This window comes from Stenotrophomonas sp. NPDC077420 (assembly GCF_044543385.1).
In the GTDB taxonomy this organism is placed as follows: domain Bacteria; phylum Pseudomonadota; class Gammaproteobacteria; order Xanthomonadales; family Xanthomonadaceae; genus Stenotrophomonas.
Genome location: NZ_JBITVZ010000016.1, coordinates 1 through 16471, shown reverse-complemented (window position 1 = coordinate 16471; position 16471 = coordinate 1). Strand labels below are relative to the sequence as shown.

At 66.0% G+C, this 16471-nt stretch carries 12 protein-coding genes and 1 riboswitch; of the genes, 8 read left to right on the top strand and 4 right to left on the bottom strand.

Annotation, left to right across the window (positions count from 1 at the left end; genetic code table 11):
* Positions 1-146: 146 nt before the first annotated feature.
* From ACIGII_RS15025 to ACIGII_RS15015, 3 genes are all read left to right on the top strand, one after another.
* Positions 147-1439 carry an adenylosuccinate synthase gene (locus ACIGII_RS15025; RefSeq protein ID WP_399657559.1) on the top strand — a complete coding sequence of 431 codons (1293 nt, stop codon included), beginning with the start codon at positions 147-149 and terminating at the stop codon, positions 1437-1439.
* A gap of 295 nt (positions 1440-1734) precedes the next feature.
* Entirely contained in the window at positions 1735-1995 is a 261-nt protein-coding gene (locus ACIGII_RS15020; protein ID WP_399639440.1) for a transcriptional regulator, read from the top strand.
* Complete coding sequence (locus ACIGII_RS15015; RefSeq protein ID WP_399639443.1) at positions 1992-3248, top strand: HipA domain-containing protein; 1257 nt, start codon at positions 1992-1994, stop codon at positions 3246-3248. Before ACIGII_RS15020 ends, ACIGII_RS15015 begins: the two co-directional genes overlap by 4 nt.
* Before the next feature lie 182 nt (positions 3249-3430).
* On the opposite strand, the gene ACIGII_RS15010 is transcribed toward ACIGII_RS15015, so the two are convergent.
* The 3 genes from ACIGII_RS15010 to ACIGII_RS15000 all read right to left on the bottom strand — a co-directional run bounded on the left by ACIGII_RS15010 (position 3431) and on the right by ACIGII_RS15000 (position 6903).
* Positions 3431-3970 carry a hypothetical protein gene (locus tag ACIGII_RS15010; RefSeq protein WP_399639446.1) on the bottom strand — a complete coding sequence of 180 codons (540 nt, stop codon included), beginning with the start codon at positions 3968-3970 and terminating at the stop codon, positions 3431-3433.
* Positions 3971-4177: 207 nt separating this feature from the next.
* On the bottom strand, positions 4178-4723 hold the full coding sequence (locus tag ACIGII_RS15005) for a histone H1-like repetitive region-containing protein (protein ID WP_399639449.1): 546 nt from the start codon (positions 4721-4723) through the stop codon (positions 4178-4180).
* A gap of 95 nt (positions 4724-4818) precedes the next feature.
* Positions 4819-6903: a catalase gene (locus tag ACIGII_RS15000; RefSeq protein ID WP_399639451.1), complete on the bottom strand. Its 2085-nt coding sequence runs from the start codon at positions 6901-6903 to the stop codon at positions 4819-4821.
* A gap of 170 nt (positions 6904-7073) precedes the next feature.
* Here ACIGII_RS15000 and ACIGII_RS14995 point away from each other — a divergent pair, with 170 nt between their 5' ends.
* The 3 genes from ACIGII_RS14995 to ACIGII_RS14985 all read left to right on the top strand — a co-directional run bounded on the left by ACIGII_RS14995 (position 7074) and on the right by ACIGII_RS14985 (position 11194).
* The gene (locus tag ACIGII_RS14995; protein ID WP_399639454.1) at positions 7074-7784 is read left to right on the top strand and encodes a PAS domain-containing protein; all 711 of its coding nucleotides are present in this window, start codon (positions 7074-7076) and stop codon (positions 7782-7784) included.
* Positions 7785-7863: 79 nt separating this feature from the next.
* Positions 7864-9258, top strand: coding sequence for an amino acid permease (locus tag ACIGII_RS14990; RefSeq protein WP_399639457.1), 1395 nt, complete (start codon positions 7864-7866; stop codon positions 9256-9258).
* Positions 9259-9934: 676 nt separating this feature from the next.
* Entirely contained in the window at positions 9935-11194 is a 1260-nt protein-coding gene (locus ACIGII_RS14985) for an ankyrin repeat domain-containing protein (RefSeq protein WP_399639460.1), read from the top strand.
* An 89-nt stretch (positions 11195-11283) separates the two neighbouring features.
* Here the strand turns inward: ACIGII_RS14985 and gcvP are convergent, their stop codons facing one another.
* On the bottom strand, positions 11284-14178 hold the full coding sequence (gcvP, locus tag ACIGII_RS14980) for an aminomethyl-transferring glycine dehydrogenase (protein WP_399639463.1): 2895 nt from the start codon (positions 14176-14178) through the stop codon (positions 11284-11286).
* An 84-nt stretch (positions 14179-14262) separates the two neighbouring features.
* Positions 14263-14364, bottom strand: a riboswitch (glycine riboswitch).
* Between the two features lie 294 nt (positions 14365-14658).
* On the opposite strand from gcvP, the gene ACIGII_RS14975 reads away from it, so the two are divergent.
* Both ACIGII_RS14975 and ACIGII_RS14970 read left to right on the top strand, forming a co-directional pair.
* Positions 14659-15882: a multidrug effflux MFS transporter gene (locus tag ACIGII_RS14975; RefSeq protein ID WP_399639466.1), complete on the top strand. Its 1224-nt coding sequence runs from the start codon at positions 14659-14661 to the stop codon at positions 15880-15882.
* 50 nt (positions 15883-15932) lie between these two features.
* Positions 15933-16319 (top strand): hypothetical protein, encoded by a 387-nt coding sequence (locus tag ACIGII_RS14970; protein ID WP_399639468.1) that lies wholly within the window; start codon positions 15933-15935, stop codon positions 16317-16319.
* The last annotated feature ends 152 nt before the right edge of the window (positions 16320-16471 follow it).

The following is a 16471-nucleotide window of genomic DNA, read 5'->3' as shown; positions in this document are numbered from 1 at the left end:
GGGCCTCCCCCGTTCGGCTTTTTCCGTGTCTGGGCCTGCCATCGCCGACCGCTCCCCGATTGGAGCCGTCACCCCCGCGCTGGCCGACCCTGCTACGGTTTACCCGTCCGCGGCCCCGATGGCCGCAACAATTCGAGGAGCCCGTCATGGGTCAGTCTGTCGTAGTGCTTGGTGCCCAGTGGGGCGATGAAGGCAAGGGCAAGATCGTCGATCTGCTCACCGAGGAAATCGGTGCCGTAGTGCGTTTCCAGGGCGGCCACAATGCCGGCCATACCCTGGTCATCAATGGCAAGAAGACCGTGCTGCATCTGATCCCGTCGGGCATCCTGCGCGAAGACGCGCTGTGCCTGATCGGCAACGGCGTGGTGATCTCGCCGGCCGCCCTGCAGAAGGAAATCGCCGAGCTGGAAACCTCCGGCGTGGAAGTGCGTTCGCGCCTGCAGATCTCCCCGGCCGCGCCGCTGATCATGCCGTACCACATCGCCCTGGACCAGGCGCGCGAACGCGCCGCCGGCGGCAAGGCGATCGGCACCACCGGCCGTGGCATCGGCCCGGCCTATGAAGACAAGGTGGCGCGTCGCGGCATCCGCATCGCCGACCTGCATTACCCGGCCCAGCTCGAAGAGCTCCTGCGCACCGCGCTGGACTACCACAACTTCGTGCTGACCAATTACCTGAAGACCGACGCGGTCGATTTCCAGAAGACCTACGACGAAGCGCTGGCCTTCGGCGAATACGTGCAGCCGATGAAGTCCGACGTGGCCGGCATCCTGCACGACCTGCGCAAGCAGGGTAAGCGCGTGCTGTTCGAAGGTGCGCAGGGCGCGCTGCTGGACATCGACCACGGCACCTACCCGTACGTGACCAGCTCCAACACCACCGTCGGTGGTGCGCTGGCCGGTGCCGGCGTGGGCGCCGACGCGATCGACTACGTGCTGGGCATCGCCAAGGCGTATGCCACCCGCGTCGGCGGTGGCCCGTTCCCGACCGAACTGGACGACGAGATCGGCCAGGGCATCCGCGACCGCGGTGCCGAGTACGGCGCCTCGACCGGCCGCCCGCGTCGCTGCGGCTGGATGGACATCGTCGCGCTCAAGCGCGCCGTGGCCATCAACGGCATCAGCGGCCTGTGCATCACCAAGCTCGACGTGCTCGACGGCATGGAGAAGCTGAAGGTCTGCATCGCCTACGAATACCGTGGCAAGCGCACCGAGTACGCGCCGCTGGACGCGCAGGGCTGGGAAGAGTGCACTCCCGTGTACCTGGAATTCCCGGGCTGGAACGAGAACACCCACGGCATCACCGAGTGGGACAAGCTGCCGGCCGCGGCCCGCGCTTACCTGCGCGCGCTGGAGGAACTGGCCGGTTGCCCGATCAGCATCGTCTCCACCGGCCCGGACCGCGACCACACCATGGTCCTGCAGGACCCGTTCGCGTAACCGTAGTGCCAGGCCCTGCCTGGCAATGCGAAATACCGAACCCCGGTAGCGCCGGCCGTTGGCCGGCAAAAGAAGCCCCGCGAAAGCGGGGCTTCTGCTTTCTGCCCCGCAGGGGGCGGAGGTAGGGGAAGAACCTACCCATCGGGCAAGGACTGGTATTTCGAAGCTGTTGTTTCGTTTAGATGGATTCCAGTCCCCAAGGCCGCTATTTCGAAATAGCTGTTTAGAAATCGTTGCAAACCCCCACATCATCTCGCATGATAGAAACAACTGCTTAGATTCGGTGGCAACGACCGTGATCGACATCAAGGTGAAAACCCCTGAAGACATTGGCGAAATCATCCGTCGTGTCCGCCGCAACCAAGGGATCCGCCAGGACGATCTGGCCGCATACATCGACTCCAGCCATGTGTTCATGCGCGACGCCGAGCGCGGGAAACCGTCGGTACAGCTGGGCAGAGTGCTCCGCGCGCTGGATGAGCTGGGAATCAACGTCACGCTGCAGGTCCCGGACGCGGTCATGGAGCCCAGATCAAAGCGGTCCGGTGCCGGATGAACGCATCCTCGCGGCGTCTGCTGTGTGTCTGGCTGGATACAGCGTTGGTAGGTCGGCTCTCCGAAGAAGGGAACATCTGGCGGTTCGACTACGAACCCGCGTGGGAAGGGGGTGACCTGTCACCCGCCATTCGTCGCTCACAAGGTTCCATCCTCGACGGAGCATCGCTCCGACCGGTCCAGTGGTTCTTCAGCAACCTGCTGCCAGAGGAAGGCGCGAAGGTCCTCCTCGCGCAGGATGCGCGCGTGGATGCCGCCGACAACTTCGGATTACTGCAATTCTACGGCCGCGAATCCGCGGGAGCCCTCACGTTGCTGGCCGAGGGCGAGGTGCTTTCACCTGCCAGCCTCCAGCCGCTGACGGATGACGCCCTCTCTGAGCGGATCCGGCGCCTGCCCCAGGTTCCCTTGAGCCATGATGCACCCAAGCGTATGTCGCTGGCGGGTGCGCAGCACAAGCTTGCCGTGACAGTGCGGGAGGAAGGCATTTTCGAGCCGGCAGGATCCGAGCCTTCCACCCATATCCTCAAGCCGGATCACCCGCAGCCGGACCATTACTGGCAGACCACCATCAACGAGTGGTTTGTGATGCGACTGGCATCGGCTGTAGGAATGGATGCGGCGGAAGTGACCATTCGACGCGTTCCTGAGGCTGTGTACCTGGTCCGGCGCTTTGATCGCACCTTCCGAACACCGGTTGAACGTCTGCCCGTGCTGGACGCGTGCCAGATGCTTTCCCTGGACGCAGTATTCAAGTACAGGGAAGCGACGCCGGCGGCATTGAATGCGCTCATCGAACTCTGCGTGCATAAAGCCGACACACGCGCCCGACTTTACCGGTGGTGGCTGTTCAACCTGATCACGGGCAACTCCGACGCACACCTGAAGAACCTGAGCTTCCTCGGCGGGGCCGATGGATGGGTGCTGGCGCCGCACTACGACCTGATCTGCACAAGCATCTACGCGCCAGGCAATGCGTGGGGGAACGATATCCCGGTCACGTCACCTGGAGGCTTGCCCTACAGACAATTGACCCGCGGCCCTGTCGTAGCGTTCGGCGCAACTATCGGAATCAACGCCCGTGCAGCAGAACGCGAGCTGGATTACCTGCTTGAGCGAGTTCAAGCGCACGTTGGCAGGCTCTACAACGAGTACGAAGACGGCGCCGCCCGGGCCGTGGATCCGGGCGAGGCCCGATTGCTCCGAGCGATCATCCATGGCCCGGTCAACGACATGCTGGCTCAGCTGCAATAGATAAGCCTCAGCACCGAACGGCTGGTGCTCGATCTGATCGAGGTCTGTGAAGCGATGCGATCTGCACTGCGGGCCCCAGCGATGGTGGCCAAAGCAGCGCCGCGCCGAGGCGGTGCCCATTTCGGCCATCAACGGCATGCAATCGGGGGTGCTGGCAGCCAAGCCGGCCGTCGTACTCCCGGTCAGCGCATCTCGAACGATGATCGCAGCGGAATAGCCACGTTGCGCAGGGTGTCGCGCACGGTGATCGCCACGGTCCAGGTGCCTTTCGGATCACCGGCTTCAGCAGTGAACTTCACGCCAACGGTAGACAGGTAGACCAGCTTCGGGTCGGTTTGCAGCGCGGTGACGAAGCAGGGCAGGTCGTGCTCGTCGCCGCTCAGGCTGCCGTCCGGCTTGCTGATGCGCAGGTCGCAGCGCACCTGCGCCATGCCCGCAGCATCCAGCATGGGATTGGACAGGAACGACAGGATGTAGAGCGAACCGCCTTCCTTGACCTCGGTGGCCAGGTCGAAGCGGGGCGCCACGTCGGGCGGGGACTCCCATTTCGTCTGCCAGTCGGGGTCGGCGGTGATCACCATCGAGGCGGAAAAGCCTTCGCTGGTCTGCGTGGCGGAGGTCAGCGGCATGCTGCTGCCCGTGGCGTCGGGCTGCCCCGTCTGCGCAAGCACGGACAACGGCAGGAGCAGGGCCATGGCGGCCAGTGAGCGTGCAGATTTCATGGGTCGTGGTCCCCGGTAGTCGCTTCCAGCGGTGATGCCCGAGTATCGCCGATTCCCGCTGGGTGCCGTAGCGCCAAAGCGGAGGCCTGTAACGACAACGGGGTGCCGGTTCTGCCGACACCCCGTGCTGGTTCAGGGAGCGTGTTTCGGCATCTGTTCCATGCGTCAAAGCGCGTGGACCGTGTCCTGGTGTCTGGGAAACCGCTCCTACCGGGCCGCTGCCTTCTTTGTTGCGGTTTTCTTCGCCGCTTTCCGGGCTACCTTCTTTACGGCCGCCTTTTTCGCAGCAGTCTTCCTCGCAACAACCTTCTTCGTCGCGGTCTTCCTGGTCGCAGCCTTCTTTGCAGGAGCCTTCTTCGCAGCGGTCTTCGTTGAAGAAGCCTTCTTTGAAGCAACTTTCTTCGTGGCAGCCTTCTTCGTAGCAGCCTTCTTTGAAGCGGCCTTTTTCGTAGCAGTCTTCTTTGAAGCAGCCTTCTTCGTAGCAGCCTTTTTCGTAGCAGCCTTTTTCGTAGCAGTCTTCTTCGTAGCAGCCTTTTTCGTTGCAGTCTTCTTTGAAGCAGCCTTTTTCGTGGTCTTCCTGGCCGCCTTCTTCGCAGGCGCCTTCCTGCCACCGCCGTCCTGCTTGTTCACGGTCGCCCAGGAGATGCGCTCGGCCGCTTCTTCACTCCGGCCTTCGGCTTTTTCGCTTGCCTCGATGTGCTCGGCCTGGCGCTTCTGCTTGTCAGTGTAGCTGGATTTGTCTCCGCGGGGCATGGAATCGTCCTCTCTTCAGGGAGCAGCGGACCAACGGTCCGCTCTACCGGTTGCAATGCAGGGGCGGATCTACCGTCCGCTCCTGCCGGGGTGGGTCAGGCGAGGGTGCGCACCTTGGGTTCGCGGGCCCACTGGCGGGTCGCGGCGGCGGCGATGAAACCCTTTGCGTCTTCGGCTTCCACCACGCCGTTGTCCTTGCCCACGCGTGCCGTCTTCAGCAGCAGCTGGGCGCCTTCGTCGGCGGCGATCGCCTTGAGATGGGCCCAGGCGTCGGCGGCGAAATCGATCGCTGCAGACTCCTTCGACAGGCGCTTGGCCGCGTCGGCGCTGAGCACGATGGCCACCGCGTCGAACACCACCGACGGCGTACCGGCGAGCTGGCCGTCCGCCGGCTGCAGCTTGCCGTCGCTCAGCTTGCCGCCGCCTACCTTCGGGGCGACCAGCTTCACCTTGGCGCCGGCCTTCTCGGCGGCCTTGCGCAGGTTGGCGATCAGGCCTGCATCCGAGCCCTCGTCGAACAGGATGCCCACGCAACGCCCCATGAGCAGATCCTTGGTGCGGCCAATGACCCGCACTTCCGGTGTCTTGGGCATGTCCTGGGCGGGCGTGGCGGTGGGGGCGGGCGCGGGCAGGGCCGGCATCGCCAGCCCATCAGCCACGCGCTTGGCGAGCGACTCGTCGATGTTGCGCAGGTGGCTCACGGTGCGTTCGCGCACGGCCACCGTTTCAACCTTGGACAGCTCGAACACCAGCGCCGAGGCCACGTGCGCCTGTTCCGGCGCTTCCAGGCTGCGGAAGAACATGCGTGCCTGGCTGTAGTGGTCGGCAAAGCTGGCCGCGCGCACGCGCCCCTTGCGGCCGTCATCGGCCGGCGTGGCGTGGCTGGGGAAGCCGCTGGCGGTTTCGCGCGGGCTGTCGCCCTGCAGCGAACTCGGGTCGTAGGCAACGCGGCCCTTGGGAATGGCCATCTGCATGTGGCCGTCGCGCTGGTGGTTGGCGAACGGGCACTTCGGTGCGTTGACCGGGATCTGGTGGAAGTTCGGGCCGCCCAGGCGGCTGAGCTGGGTGTCCAGGTAGGAGAACAGGCGGCCCTGCAGCAGCGGATCGTTGCTGAAGTCGATGCCCGGCGGCACATTGGCCGGGCAGTAGGCCACCTGCTCGGTTTCGGCGAAGAAGTTGTCCGGCCAGCGGTCCAGTACCATCCGGCCGATCACGGTCAGCGGCACCAGCGACTCGGGGATGATCTTGGTCGAGTCCAGGTGGTCGAACGGGAAGGCCTCGGCCTGTTCCTCGGTGAACAGCTGTACCGCCAGCTCCCACTCGGGGAAATCGCCGCCGGTGATCGCTTCGAACAGGTCACGGCGGTGGAAATCGTTGTCGGCGCCCTGCAGCTTCACCGCTTCGTCCCACACCGTGGACTGCAGGCCCAGCTTCGGGCGCCAGTGGAACTTCACGAAGGTCGACTCGCCCTGCTCGTTGAGCAGGCGGAAGCTGTGGATGCCGAAGCCTTCGATCATGCGCAGCGAACGCGGAATGGCGCGGTCGCTCATCGCCCACATGATCATGTGCATGGACTCGGGCATCAGCGACACGAAGTCCCAGAACGTGTCATGCGCACTGGCCGCCTGCGGGAAGGCGCGGTCCGGTTCCATCTTCACGGCGTGGATCAGGTCGGGGAACTTGATCGCGTCCTGGATGAAGAACACCGGGATGTTGTTGCCCACCAGGTCCCAGTTGCCCTCGGGCGTGTAGAACTTGACGGCGAAGCCGCGCACGTCGCGCGGCGTATCGACCGAGCCGGCGCCACCGGCAACCGTGGAGAAGCGGGTGAACACGGGGGTGCGCACGCCGACTTCGGTCAGCACACGGGCGCGGGTGTAGTCCTGCAGCGAACGGGTCAGCTCGAAGTAGCCATGCGCCGCGCTGCCGCGGGCATGCACGATGCGCTCGGGGATGCGCTCGTGGTCGAAGTGGGTGATCTTCTCGCGCAGGATGAAGTCTTCCAGCAGGGTCGGGCCGCGCGGGGTGTCACGCAGCGAATTCTGGTTGTCGGCAACCGGAATGCCCTGGTTGGTGGTGAGCGCGGGATGGCCACCGCCGGCGCGCTGGTGCAGTTCGTCACCCTCGCCGCGTGCGTCGGAGGGCGGGGCGGGTTTGGTGCGGGGCTTGCTGGTGGCCATCAGGCGACTCCGGGCTGGCGAGGGGGGTTTGATCCCCAACACTGGCGTGATGCGTGTTAATCGTGGGTCGGAGAACCCGACCCGGCTTGCACCTGCGCTTCACGCCGGGGCGCCTGGCAGGCGCGCGGCAGGTATCCTTGGGGGCGTGCCCCTCCTGCCTGCGCCCGCCCATGCGTGTTGAACCTGCCGACATCGAAGCGCTGTTCGATGCGATTCCCGACGTGCTGTTCTTCATGAAGGATCGCGACGGTCGCTATACGCACATCAACCAGACCATGCTGCGGCGGTTGGGGCTGAAGTCGCGGAAAGAGGTGATCGGGCGCACCGCCGCCGAGATCTACCCGACCGGGCTGGGCGCCGATTACGCCACCCAGGACGCCCAGGTGCTGGCCGGCAAGGTGATCGAGAACCTGATGGAGCTGCACCTGTTCGCCAACCGCGAACCGGGCTGGTGCCTGACCTGCAAACGGCCATTGCTGGTGGACGGGCAGATCCGTGGGCTGATCGGCATCTCGCGCGACCTGGGCCAGAAGGACAGCCTGGGCACCCAGTACGAACAGCTGCGCTTGGCGCTGGCCCACCTGAACGCGCACTACGCCGAGAACGTGCGCATGCAGACCCTGCTCGACATCACCGGGTTCTCGCTCTCCAAGCTGGAGCGCACCTTCCGCAAGGTGTTCCAGATGACCCCCCAGCAGGTGCTGACCCGGTTGCGCATCCAGATGGCGGTGCATCTGCTGCACGGCAGCGAGACCATTGCCAGCATCGGTCAGGCCTGCGGCTTCACTGACCAGAGCGCGTTCACCCGCAAGTTCAAGGCCGAGGTCGGGGTGTCGCCCCGGGCCTATCGCGCCCAGATCGCCGAACGCGCCGACGCCTGACCCACCCTGACCTGGGTGGGATGCCTGCGACAGCCCGGAAAGGGTATCGTGTCGCACCTGTTGCCCGCCTCCGACACCGATGCCCGCATCCCAGACTCCGGCCGCCTCCGCTTCTTCCGCTCCCGCCCGCCTCGAGCACGCGCTCAAACCCCGCCAGCTGATCATGATGGGCTTGGGCAGCGCGATCGGCGCTGGCCTGTTCCTGGGCTCGGGGGTGGGTGTGCAGGCCGCTGGACCGGCCGTGCTGCTCTCCTACCTGGTCGCCGGCGCGCTGGTGATCATCGTGATGAACGCGCTGGGCGAGATGGCCGCCGCCAAGCCGACCAGCGGCGCGTTCTCGGTGTACGCCGCTGACGCCATGGGCGCCACCGCTGGGGCCACGGTGGGCTGGCTGTGGTGGGTGCAGCTGGTGATCGTGATCGCCGCCGAAGCGGTGGGTGCGGCTGGCCTGCTGGCCACGGTCTGGCCCGCCATTCCGGTACCCATGGCCGCGCTGGCCTTCATGCTGTTCTTCACTGCGATCAATCTGCTGGGGGTGAAGAACTTCGGCGAATTCGAATTCTGGTTCGCCATCCTCAAGGTCGTCGCCATCATCGGCTTCATCCTGATCGGCGTGGCGCTGCTGATGGGCTGGCTGCCGGACGTCCCGTCACCGGGCCTGAGCAACTTCACCGAGCACGGCGGTTTCGCTCCCAAGGGCCTGGCCGGCATCGGGGCCGCACTGCTGGTGGTGGTGTTCGCCTTCGGGGGGACCGAGATCGTAGCGGTGGCCGCTGCCGAGACCGAAGATCCCGAGCGCAGCATTGCCCGGGCCATCCGCACGGTGGCCTGGCGCATCCTGGTGTTCTACATCGGCTCGCTGAGCGTGATCATCGCGGTGGTGCCGTGGACCAGCGAAGGCCTGTCCTCGCCGTTCGCGGCGGTGCTGCAGGTGGCCAACATTCCCGGCGCCGCCACGGCCATCACCCTGATCGCGGTGATCGCACTGCTGTCGGCGCTGAATGCCAACCTGTATGGCGCCTCGCGCATGATGTATTCGCTGGCGCGCCGCCAGGAGGCCCCGGCGGTGCTGGGCTGGACCGACCCGCGCCAGGTGCCGATCATCGCGGTGCTGGCCAGCGTGCTGTTCGGCTTTGCCGCCACGGTGATGGAGCTGCTGTTCCCGGGCAAGGTACTGCCGGTGCTGTTGAACATCGTCGGCTCGACCTGCCTGCTGGTGTGGACCATGTCCCTGCTGTCGCAGCTGATCCTGCGCCGGCGCGCCAACCGGGCCGGTACCCGCCTGCCGTTCCGCATGACCGGCTACCCCTACCTCACTCTGTTCGGCCTGGGCGTGCTGGCGCTGATCTTCGGCCTGCTGCTGTCCGAGTCGGAGACCCGCCTGCAGTTCCTGTCGATGGCCGCACTCACTGCCCTGATCGCAGCGAGCAGCGAAATCGCCCGCCGCGTACGCCGCAACCGCCGGGTCGACTGATTCCCGACGGCATTTGCATCACAGTGCCCGCGCAGGCGGGCTCATCGGTCCCCGTGCACGCCACGGTTCGTAGTGACACGCCATGCGTGTCAACCGCGCGCAGCGCGGCTCAATCGTCCGCAGTCCACGCTTCATTGCAGGTGAGGGCGAGCAGGTTAGCTCTGACGTGCTGATGCGGCTTCCAGAATGCCATCACAGGAAGCAAGACACGGCCCGCTCTTGTTTCAACGCGCCAGGAAGATCGGACCTCCACGCCCTCGTCTTCCTTCATCGATGGCGCCGACGGTTGGCGCAGTCAGATGCCTCTGATGAGGCTTCCTTGGAAGCGTCGGCAGTAGAGGCGAGGGAGAGTATGCGCCCCACTTTCAGCGTTCCGCCCAGCACGGGCCGGCGCGGACAGTACACACGGAACCGTTTTGATATGCCAATGCACGCCACGGGCGGCGTAACCCCGGCTACCACCACCGCTGGAACCCGGTCCCTTGCGACTGAGCGAGGGCAGCTGAGTCCGCTATCGGCGCTGAACAGTCTCGCCAACGCTCCCTCTCCGCTCCAGCCGGTCGGCACGGGCGCGGATCACGTAGGCCAGGGCAGCCTGCAGGGGGCCTTCCTGCGACTGCCACCCGAGATGCGAGAGCAGATATGGGGTCGACTTGATGCCGCTGGACTCGACGCGATGGCGGGTACGTCGCGGGCCTTTCGCCAGGAGGTGGTCGATTTGCTTGGGCGGATGGACGGCACAGCCCGGAACGCACTCTGGTTCAAGGCGGCGAACGACGACCTGCCCAGGGTGATTGACGCATTGCTGGAGACGGGTTTCGACGTTTCGGCGATCGATGATGAGGAGGATACCGCGCTGCTTGTCGCCGCCACCCGTGGCAGCGTGGAGGTCGCCAAAATCCTCGTTGGCGCCCACCGCAAACCTTCCGGCGATGGGCCGTCGCCCGCCGCAGCGCTCCGTTGGTTCGCCGCACGCGGCAACGCGCGTGCCGTGGAGACGCTGGTGAACGCCGGGGCCGATGTGAACGTTGTCGTCCGGGGGCGCTCGACGCTGGCATCGGCCATTGAGAGCAACAACCTGCCGACCCTCAAGGCGGTGCTGGCTGGCGGCGCGGACGTCAATCTCTGCAGTTCTTTCGATGGAACCACGCCGTTGCTGCTTGCGGTGAAACTGCGCTTGAATCACGTTGTCCAGATCCTTCTGCAGCAACCGGGAATCAAGCCCGATCTTCCGGATGAGCGGGGGGTGGCTGCACGGGAATACGCGAGGGAAAATTGCATGTACGACACAAATACGCCTTCCATGGTGTCGCTGTTTGAGGCGTATGACGAGGCACGGTCGCACCCGGATTCAAAACCGTGGAGCCGCGCCGCCATAGCGGGAGATATGGGCAAGCTCAACGAGCTGTACAGGCTGCATGGCGAGGCCATCGTTGACAGTGTGTCACGCGGCGGGGCCAGTGCGCTGACGTATGCCGCTTTGCACGGGCGTACCGAGGTGGCGGAAGCGCTGATCTCGTGGGGCGCGGATCCCAGCCTGCACAGCGGCGATGGCGATTGCGCACTCCATGCTGCGGCATATCACAACCACCTTGGCGTTGCTGCGTGCCTGATCAGGCATGGCGCCGAACTCGATGTGCTGGATCCGGAAGGAAGAACCGTGCTTGCCAACGCCGTGTACCGTGACCTGATCGACATGACGCGCTTGCTTCTGCAATCGGGCGCCAATCCGAACATCGGGTCGCGGGGCGAAATGGAAACACCGCTACGTTGGGCGGCATGGCACGGGAAAAAGGAAATGTGCGAACTCCTGCTTGAATGGGGTGCAGACCCGCTTGCGCGCGAACGTTTTGGTAACACGCCGCACAAGAGGGCGGGTGATTCTGGATCACCGGAAACCCTGGCGGTCTTTGAGAAGTACATGGTGCAGCAGTAGTCGCATGATCAGGGGCGGGGACTGAAGAGATCCGCCAACAAAAACGGCCCGCTTTCGCGGGCCGTCTTCGTTTCAATCAGGCAGGAGGATCAGACCTCCACACCCTCGTCTTCCTTGTAGGCGTCGACCGGGATGCAGGCGCACATCACGTTCTTGTCGCCGTACACGTTGTCCACGCGTGCCACCGGCGGCCAGTACTTCTGCTGGCGCAGGCTGGCCAGCGGGAAGGCGGCCAGTTCGCGCGGGTAGGCGTGCGCCCACTCGCTGGCCGACACCGCGGTGGCGGTGTGCGGGGCGTGCTTGAGCGGGTTGTCCTCGCGGTCCAGGCGGCCGTCTTCGATCGCGGCGATTTCCTCGCGGATCTGGATCATCGCGTTGATGAAGCGGTCCAGCTCGTGCAGCGATTCGCTTTCGGTCGGCTCCACCATCAGCGTGCCGGCGACCGGGAAGCTCAGGGTCGGCGCATGGAAGCCGAAGTCGATCAGGCGCTTGGCCACGTCTTCGGCGACCACGCCGGAGGTCTTCTCCAGCGGACGCACGTCCAGGATGCATTCGTGCGCCACCAGCCCGTTGCGGCCGGTGTACAGCGTCTTGAAGTGCGGGGCCAGGCGCTTGGCGATGTAGTTGGCGTTGAGCAGTGCCACCTGGGTTGCCTTGCGCAGGCCTTCGGTGCCCATCAGGGTGATGTACATCCAGCTGATCGGCAGGATCGAGGCGCTGCCGAAGCTGGCCGCGCTGACCATGCCCACGTCGCCTTCGCCGCCCAGCACCTTGGGCAGGAACGGGGCCAGGTGCGACTTGACCGCGCACGGGCCCACGCCCGGGCCACCGCCGCCGTGCGGGATGCAGAAGGTCTTGTGCAGGTTCAGGTGCGACACGTCCGAGCCCCACTTGCCGGGCTTGGCCACGCCGACCAGCGCGTTCATGTTGGCGCCGTCGGTGTACACCTGGCCGCCATGCTTGTGGATGATCTCGCAGATCTCGACCACTTCCTCCTCGAACACGCCGTGCGTGGAGGGGTAGGTGATCATCAGCGCGGCCAGGCGGTCGCTGTACTTCTCCGCGTTGACGCGGATGTCTTCCACGTCGACGTTGCCGTTGGCGTCGGTCTTGGTCACCACCACCTTCATGCCGCACATCTGCGCCGACGCCGGATTGGTGCCGTGCGCCGAATCCGGGATCAGGCAGACGTCGCGGTGGCCTTCGCCGCGTGAGCGGTGGTAGGCACGGATCGCCAGCAGGCCGGCGTATTCGCCCTGCGCGCCGGAGTTCGGCTGCAGGCTCACCGCGTCGTAGCCGGTGCATTCCACCAGCATCGCTTCCAGCCCGTCGATCAGTTCCTTGTAGCCGGTGGCCTGGTCGGCCGGGGCCAGCGGATGGATGTTGGCGAACTCCGGCCAGGTCACCGGGATCATCTCGGCGGTGGCGTTGAGCTTCATGGTGCAGCTGCCCAGCGGGATCATGGTGCGATCCATGGCCAGGTCCTTGTCCGCCAGCGAACGCAGGTAGCGCAGCAGTTCATGCTCGCTGTGGTGGGTGTTGAACACCGGGTGGGTGAGGAAGGCGCTGGTGCGCACCTGGGCGGGCGGCAGCGCGTCGGCGGTGGCCGCGTCCAGCGCGTCCACGTCGACGCTCACGCCGAACAGCTGGCCCAGCGCGACGATGTCGGCGCGGGTGGTGGTTTCGTCCAGGCTGATGCCGACCGCTTCGCTGTCGATCGCACGCAGGTTGATGCGCGCGACGGCGGCCTTGGCGTGGATCGCCTTGGCGTCGATCGCCTTGACGTGCAGGGTGTCGAAGAAGTGCTCGCCGACATTGATGCCGGCGCCCCGCAGGGCAGCAGCCAGGATCGCGGCCAGGCGGTGGGTGCGGCGGGCGATGCGGGTCAGGCCTTCCGGACCGTGGTACACCGCATACATCGAGGCCATCACCGCCAGCAGCACCTGTGCGGTGCAGATGTTGGACGTGGCCTTCTCGCGGCGGATGTGCTGTTCGCGGGTCTGCAGGGTCAGGCGGTAGGCGGCATTGCCCTGCGCGTCGACCGACACGCCGATCAGGCGGCCCGGCATCGAGCGCTTGTAGGCATCGCGGCAGGCCATGAACGCGGCGTGCGGGCCGCCGAAGCCGAATGGCACGCCGAAGCGCTGCGAGTTGCCGACCACGATGTCCGCGCCCCATTCGCCGGGGGCGGCGATCAGGGTCAGCGCCAGCAGGTCGGTGGCCACGGCCACCAGGCCGCCGCGCGCGTGCACGGCATCGGCCAGCGCCTGGTAGTCGCCGATATGGCCGAAGGTGTCCGGGTACTGCAGCAGCACGCCGTAGCTGTCTGCTTCCAGCGCTTCGGCCGGCGTGCCCACGCGCAGCACGATGCCCATCGGCTCGGCGCGGGTGCGCAGCAGTTCCAGCGTCTGCGGATGCACGGCGTCGTGCACGAAGAACGTGTCGGACTTCGACTTGGCCGAACGCTTGGCCAGGGTCATCGCTTCAGCCGCCGCGGTGGCTTCGTCCAGCAGCGAGGCGTTGGCGATCTCCATGCCGGTGAGGTCGGCACACAGGGTCTGGAAGTTGATCAGCGCTTCCATGCGGCCCTGCGAGATTTCCGCCTGGTACGGGGTGTAGGCGGTGTACCAGGCCGGGTTTTCCAGCACGTTGCGCAGGATCACGTTCGGGGTCAGCGTGCCGTAGTAGCCCTGGCCGATGAAGGTGCGGAACACCTGGTTCTTGTCGGCAATGGCGCGGATCTTGGCCAGCGCGTCCACCTCGGTCATCGACACGGGCAGTGCCAGCGGCGCCGGCGACTTGATCGAGGCCGGCACGATGGCGTCGGTCAACGCGTCCAGCGAGGCGTGGCCGACCACCTCGAGCATCTGCGCGATTTCGGCGTCGTTGGGGCCGATATGGCGTTCGACGAACGCGTGGCTGTGTTCAAGCTCGCGCAGGGAAGGGGCGGCCGTTGAGGGGCGGGTCTGGGACATGGCTGGCATCCAAAAGAGTGGGCACGCACGGTCGGAAGCGCGGACGGGGCGTGTCGCGGGCGACAACGATCCACCGGACCCTGCGGTCTTCCTGGGTGCCCCTCTGTCCTTTTGCCTGAGAGTTTGGAAGCACGCGGCGGCGTGCTTCGTGCCCCTTCGGCGCCGGCACTGGCCGGTCTCTCCAGAGTTTTGCTGCGGGTGGTATCGGGCCTGAGCGATTACGGGCGTTGCGCCTTCGGCAGCGGCACGTGAACACACGACGCCGCTTCTCCCACCATGTTGCCTGCCGATTATATCCCAGGGCCCCGCTGTACAGCCGCCGTCCGGCAGATGAACGTGCACCGTGTTCCATACCTGAATGTCGTATGCGGCATGGAACTGGCGGCCCCAACGGCCTATCATGGGGAGATCCTCGTATTCATCAGGCGCCACCCGCTCCGGGCCGGCGCCTTCCGTGCGTTCACGCACGGTCGCTGACGGAAGCCCCCGATGACGCCCGCCGCCCCTTCGAACCGCCGCCTGGCCCTGCTGCTTGCCGGCCTGGCCATGTTCGGTCCGTTCTCGATCGACACCATTTTCCCGGCGTTCCTGCTGCTGGGCGAGCGCATGCAGGTCGACCAGGTCGCCGTGCAGCAGACGGTGAGCGTGTACCTGCTGTTCTATGGGCTGATGAGCCTGGCGCACGGCCCGCTGTCGGACGCGTTCGGCCGCCGCCGGGTGATCCTGGGCGGGCTGGTGCTGTTCATCGCCGCCTCGATCGGCTGCGCGCTGTCACGCGACCTGACCACGCTGCTGGTGTTCCGCGCGCTGCAGGGCGTGACCGCCGGCGTGGGGGTGATCGTCGGCCGCGCGGTGATCCGCGACCTCTACCATGGCGCCGATGCGCAGCGGCTGATGAGCCAGGTGTCGATGATCTTCGGCATCGCCCCGGCGATCGCGCCGATCATCGGCGGCTGGATCCTGCTCGGTGGCGGCGACTGGCCGTTGATCTTCTGGTTCCTGGTGCTGTTTGCGCTGGTGCTGCTGGTGGCCACGGGCAAGTGGCTGCCTGAAACCCATCCGGTCGAAGCGCGCACGCCGCTGTCGGCCGGCGCGCTGCTGCGCAGCTACCTGCAGATGGGCAGCAACCCGCGCCTGCTGCGCCTGGCCGCAGCGGGCGCCTTCAACTTCTCCGGCATCTTCCTGTACATCGCCTCGGCGCCGGTGTTCGTGATGCAGCACCTGAAGCTGGGCGAGGGCGGCTTTGCCTGGTTGTTCATTCCCACCATCGGCGGCATGACGATGGGGTCGTTCCTGTCCGGGCGGATGGCCGGGCGGATCACCGCGCAGCGGCAGGTGGCCATCGGCTTTGGCCTGTGCGCGGTGTCGGCGCTGGTCAACCTGGCCTATGTCCTGGCGGTGGGGCAGATCGCGCTGCCATGGGCGGTGCTGCCGATCTTCGTCGGTGGCGTCGGCATGGCGCTGATCTTCCCGATCCTGGCACTGGCAGTGCTGGACATGTACCCGCACCAGCGCGGCCTGGCTTCGTCGATGCAGATGTTCATCCAGTTGATGATCAACACCGTGGTGGCCGGGGTGATCTCGCCGCTGCTCAGCAGCACCCCGCTGCACCTGGCACTGGGCTATGCCGGGTTCTTCGCCATTGGCGCCAGCTTCTGGTTCTGGGAGCGTCGCTGTGAACGCCGTCGCGAGGCGGCGGCTGGCCTGGCCTGAGCCCCCGTGCGCTATTCTTCTCCTATTGTTGCGGTACGGAAGTCCCCCTGATGTCGACCACCTCCAAATTGCGCCGTGACCTGCGCCGGCGCCGCGAAATCGAAGAAGCCAACCGCGAAAAGGCCCATGCCTCGCCGGTCGAGCCGCATGCCGAACTGCGCGACCAGCAGCGCACGCTGCTGGCGGGCGTGGTCCGTCGCGACGGCGAATGGGTGCTGGGCATGGATGGCCGCATTGCCGGGCAGACCCCCAGTGCCGCGCGCGTGCTGGCCCTGATCATGCAGGCCGCCGAACTGCACGAGCGCCAGGGCACGCCGGTACGCTTGGTGTATTCGGACGCGCTGAAGGACGCCGCGCATGCCGAGGCCAAGGCTGACGGCATGGACTTCGAGCAGTTCAAGACAGAACTCGCAGCCTCCCTCAAACCCAAGGCGTAGCGCAACGCAACGCCCTGCGTGGCTGCGCCATACCGCGCGTGCTGAACCAGACGCGGTTGCCGGTGGGGCGAGTGCGGGGCCGCCGTGCCCTTGTGGGCGAATTTCCCCCGGCGTCGGCCTGCGGCCGCCCCCTTCCTCCTTTTAATTCGCCC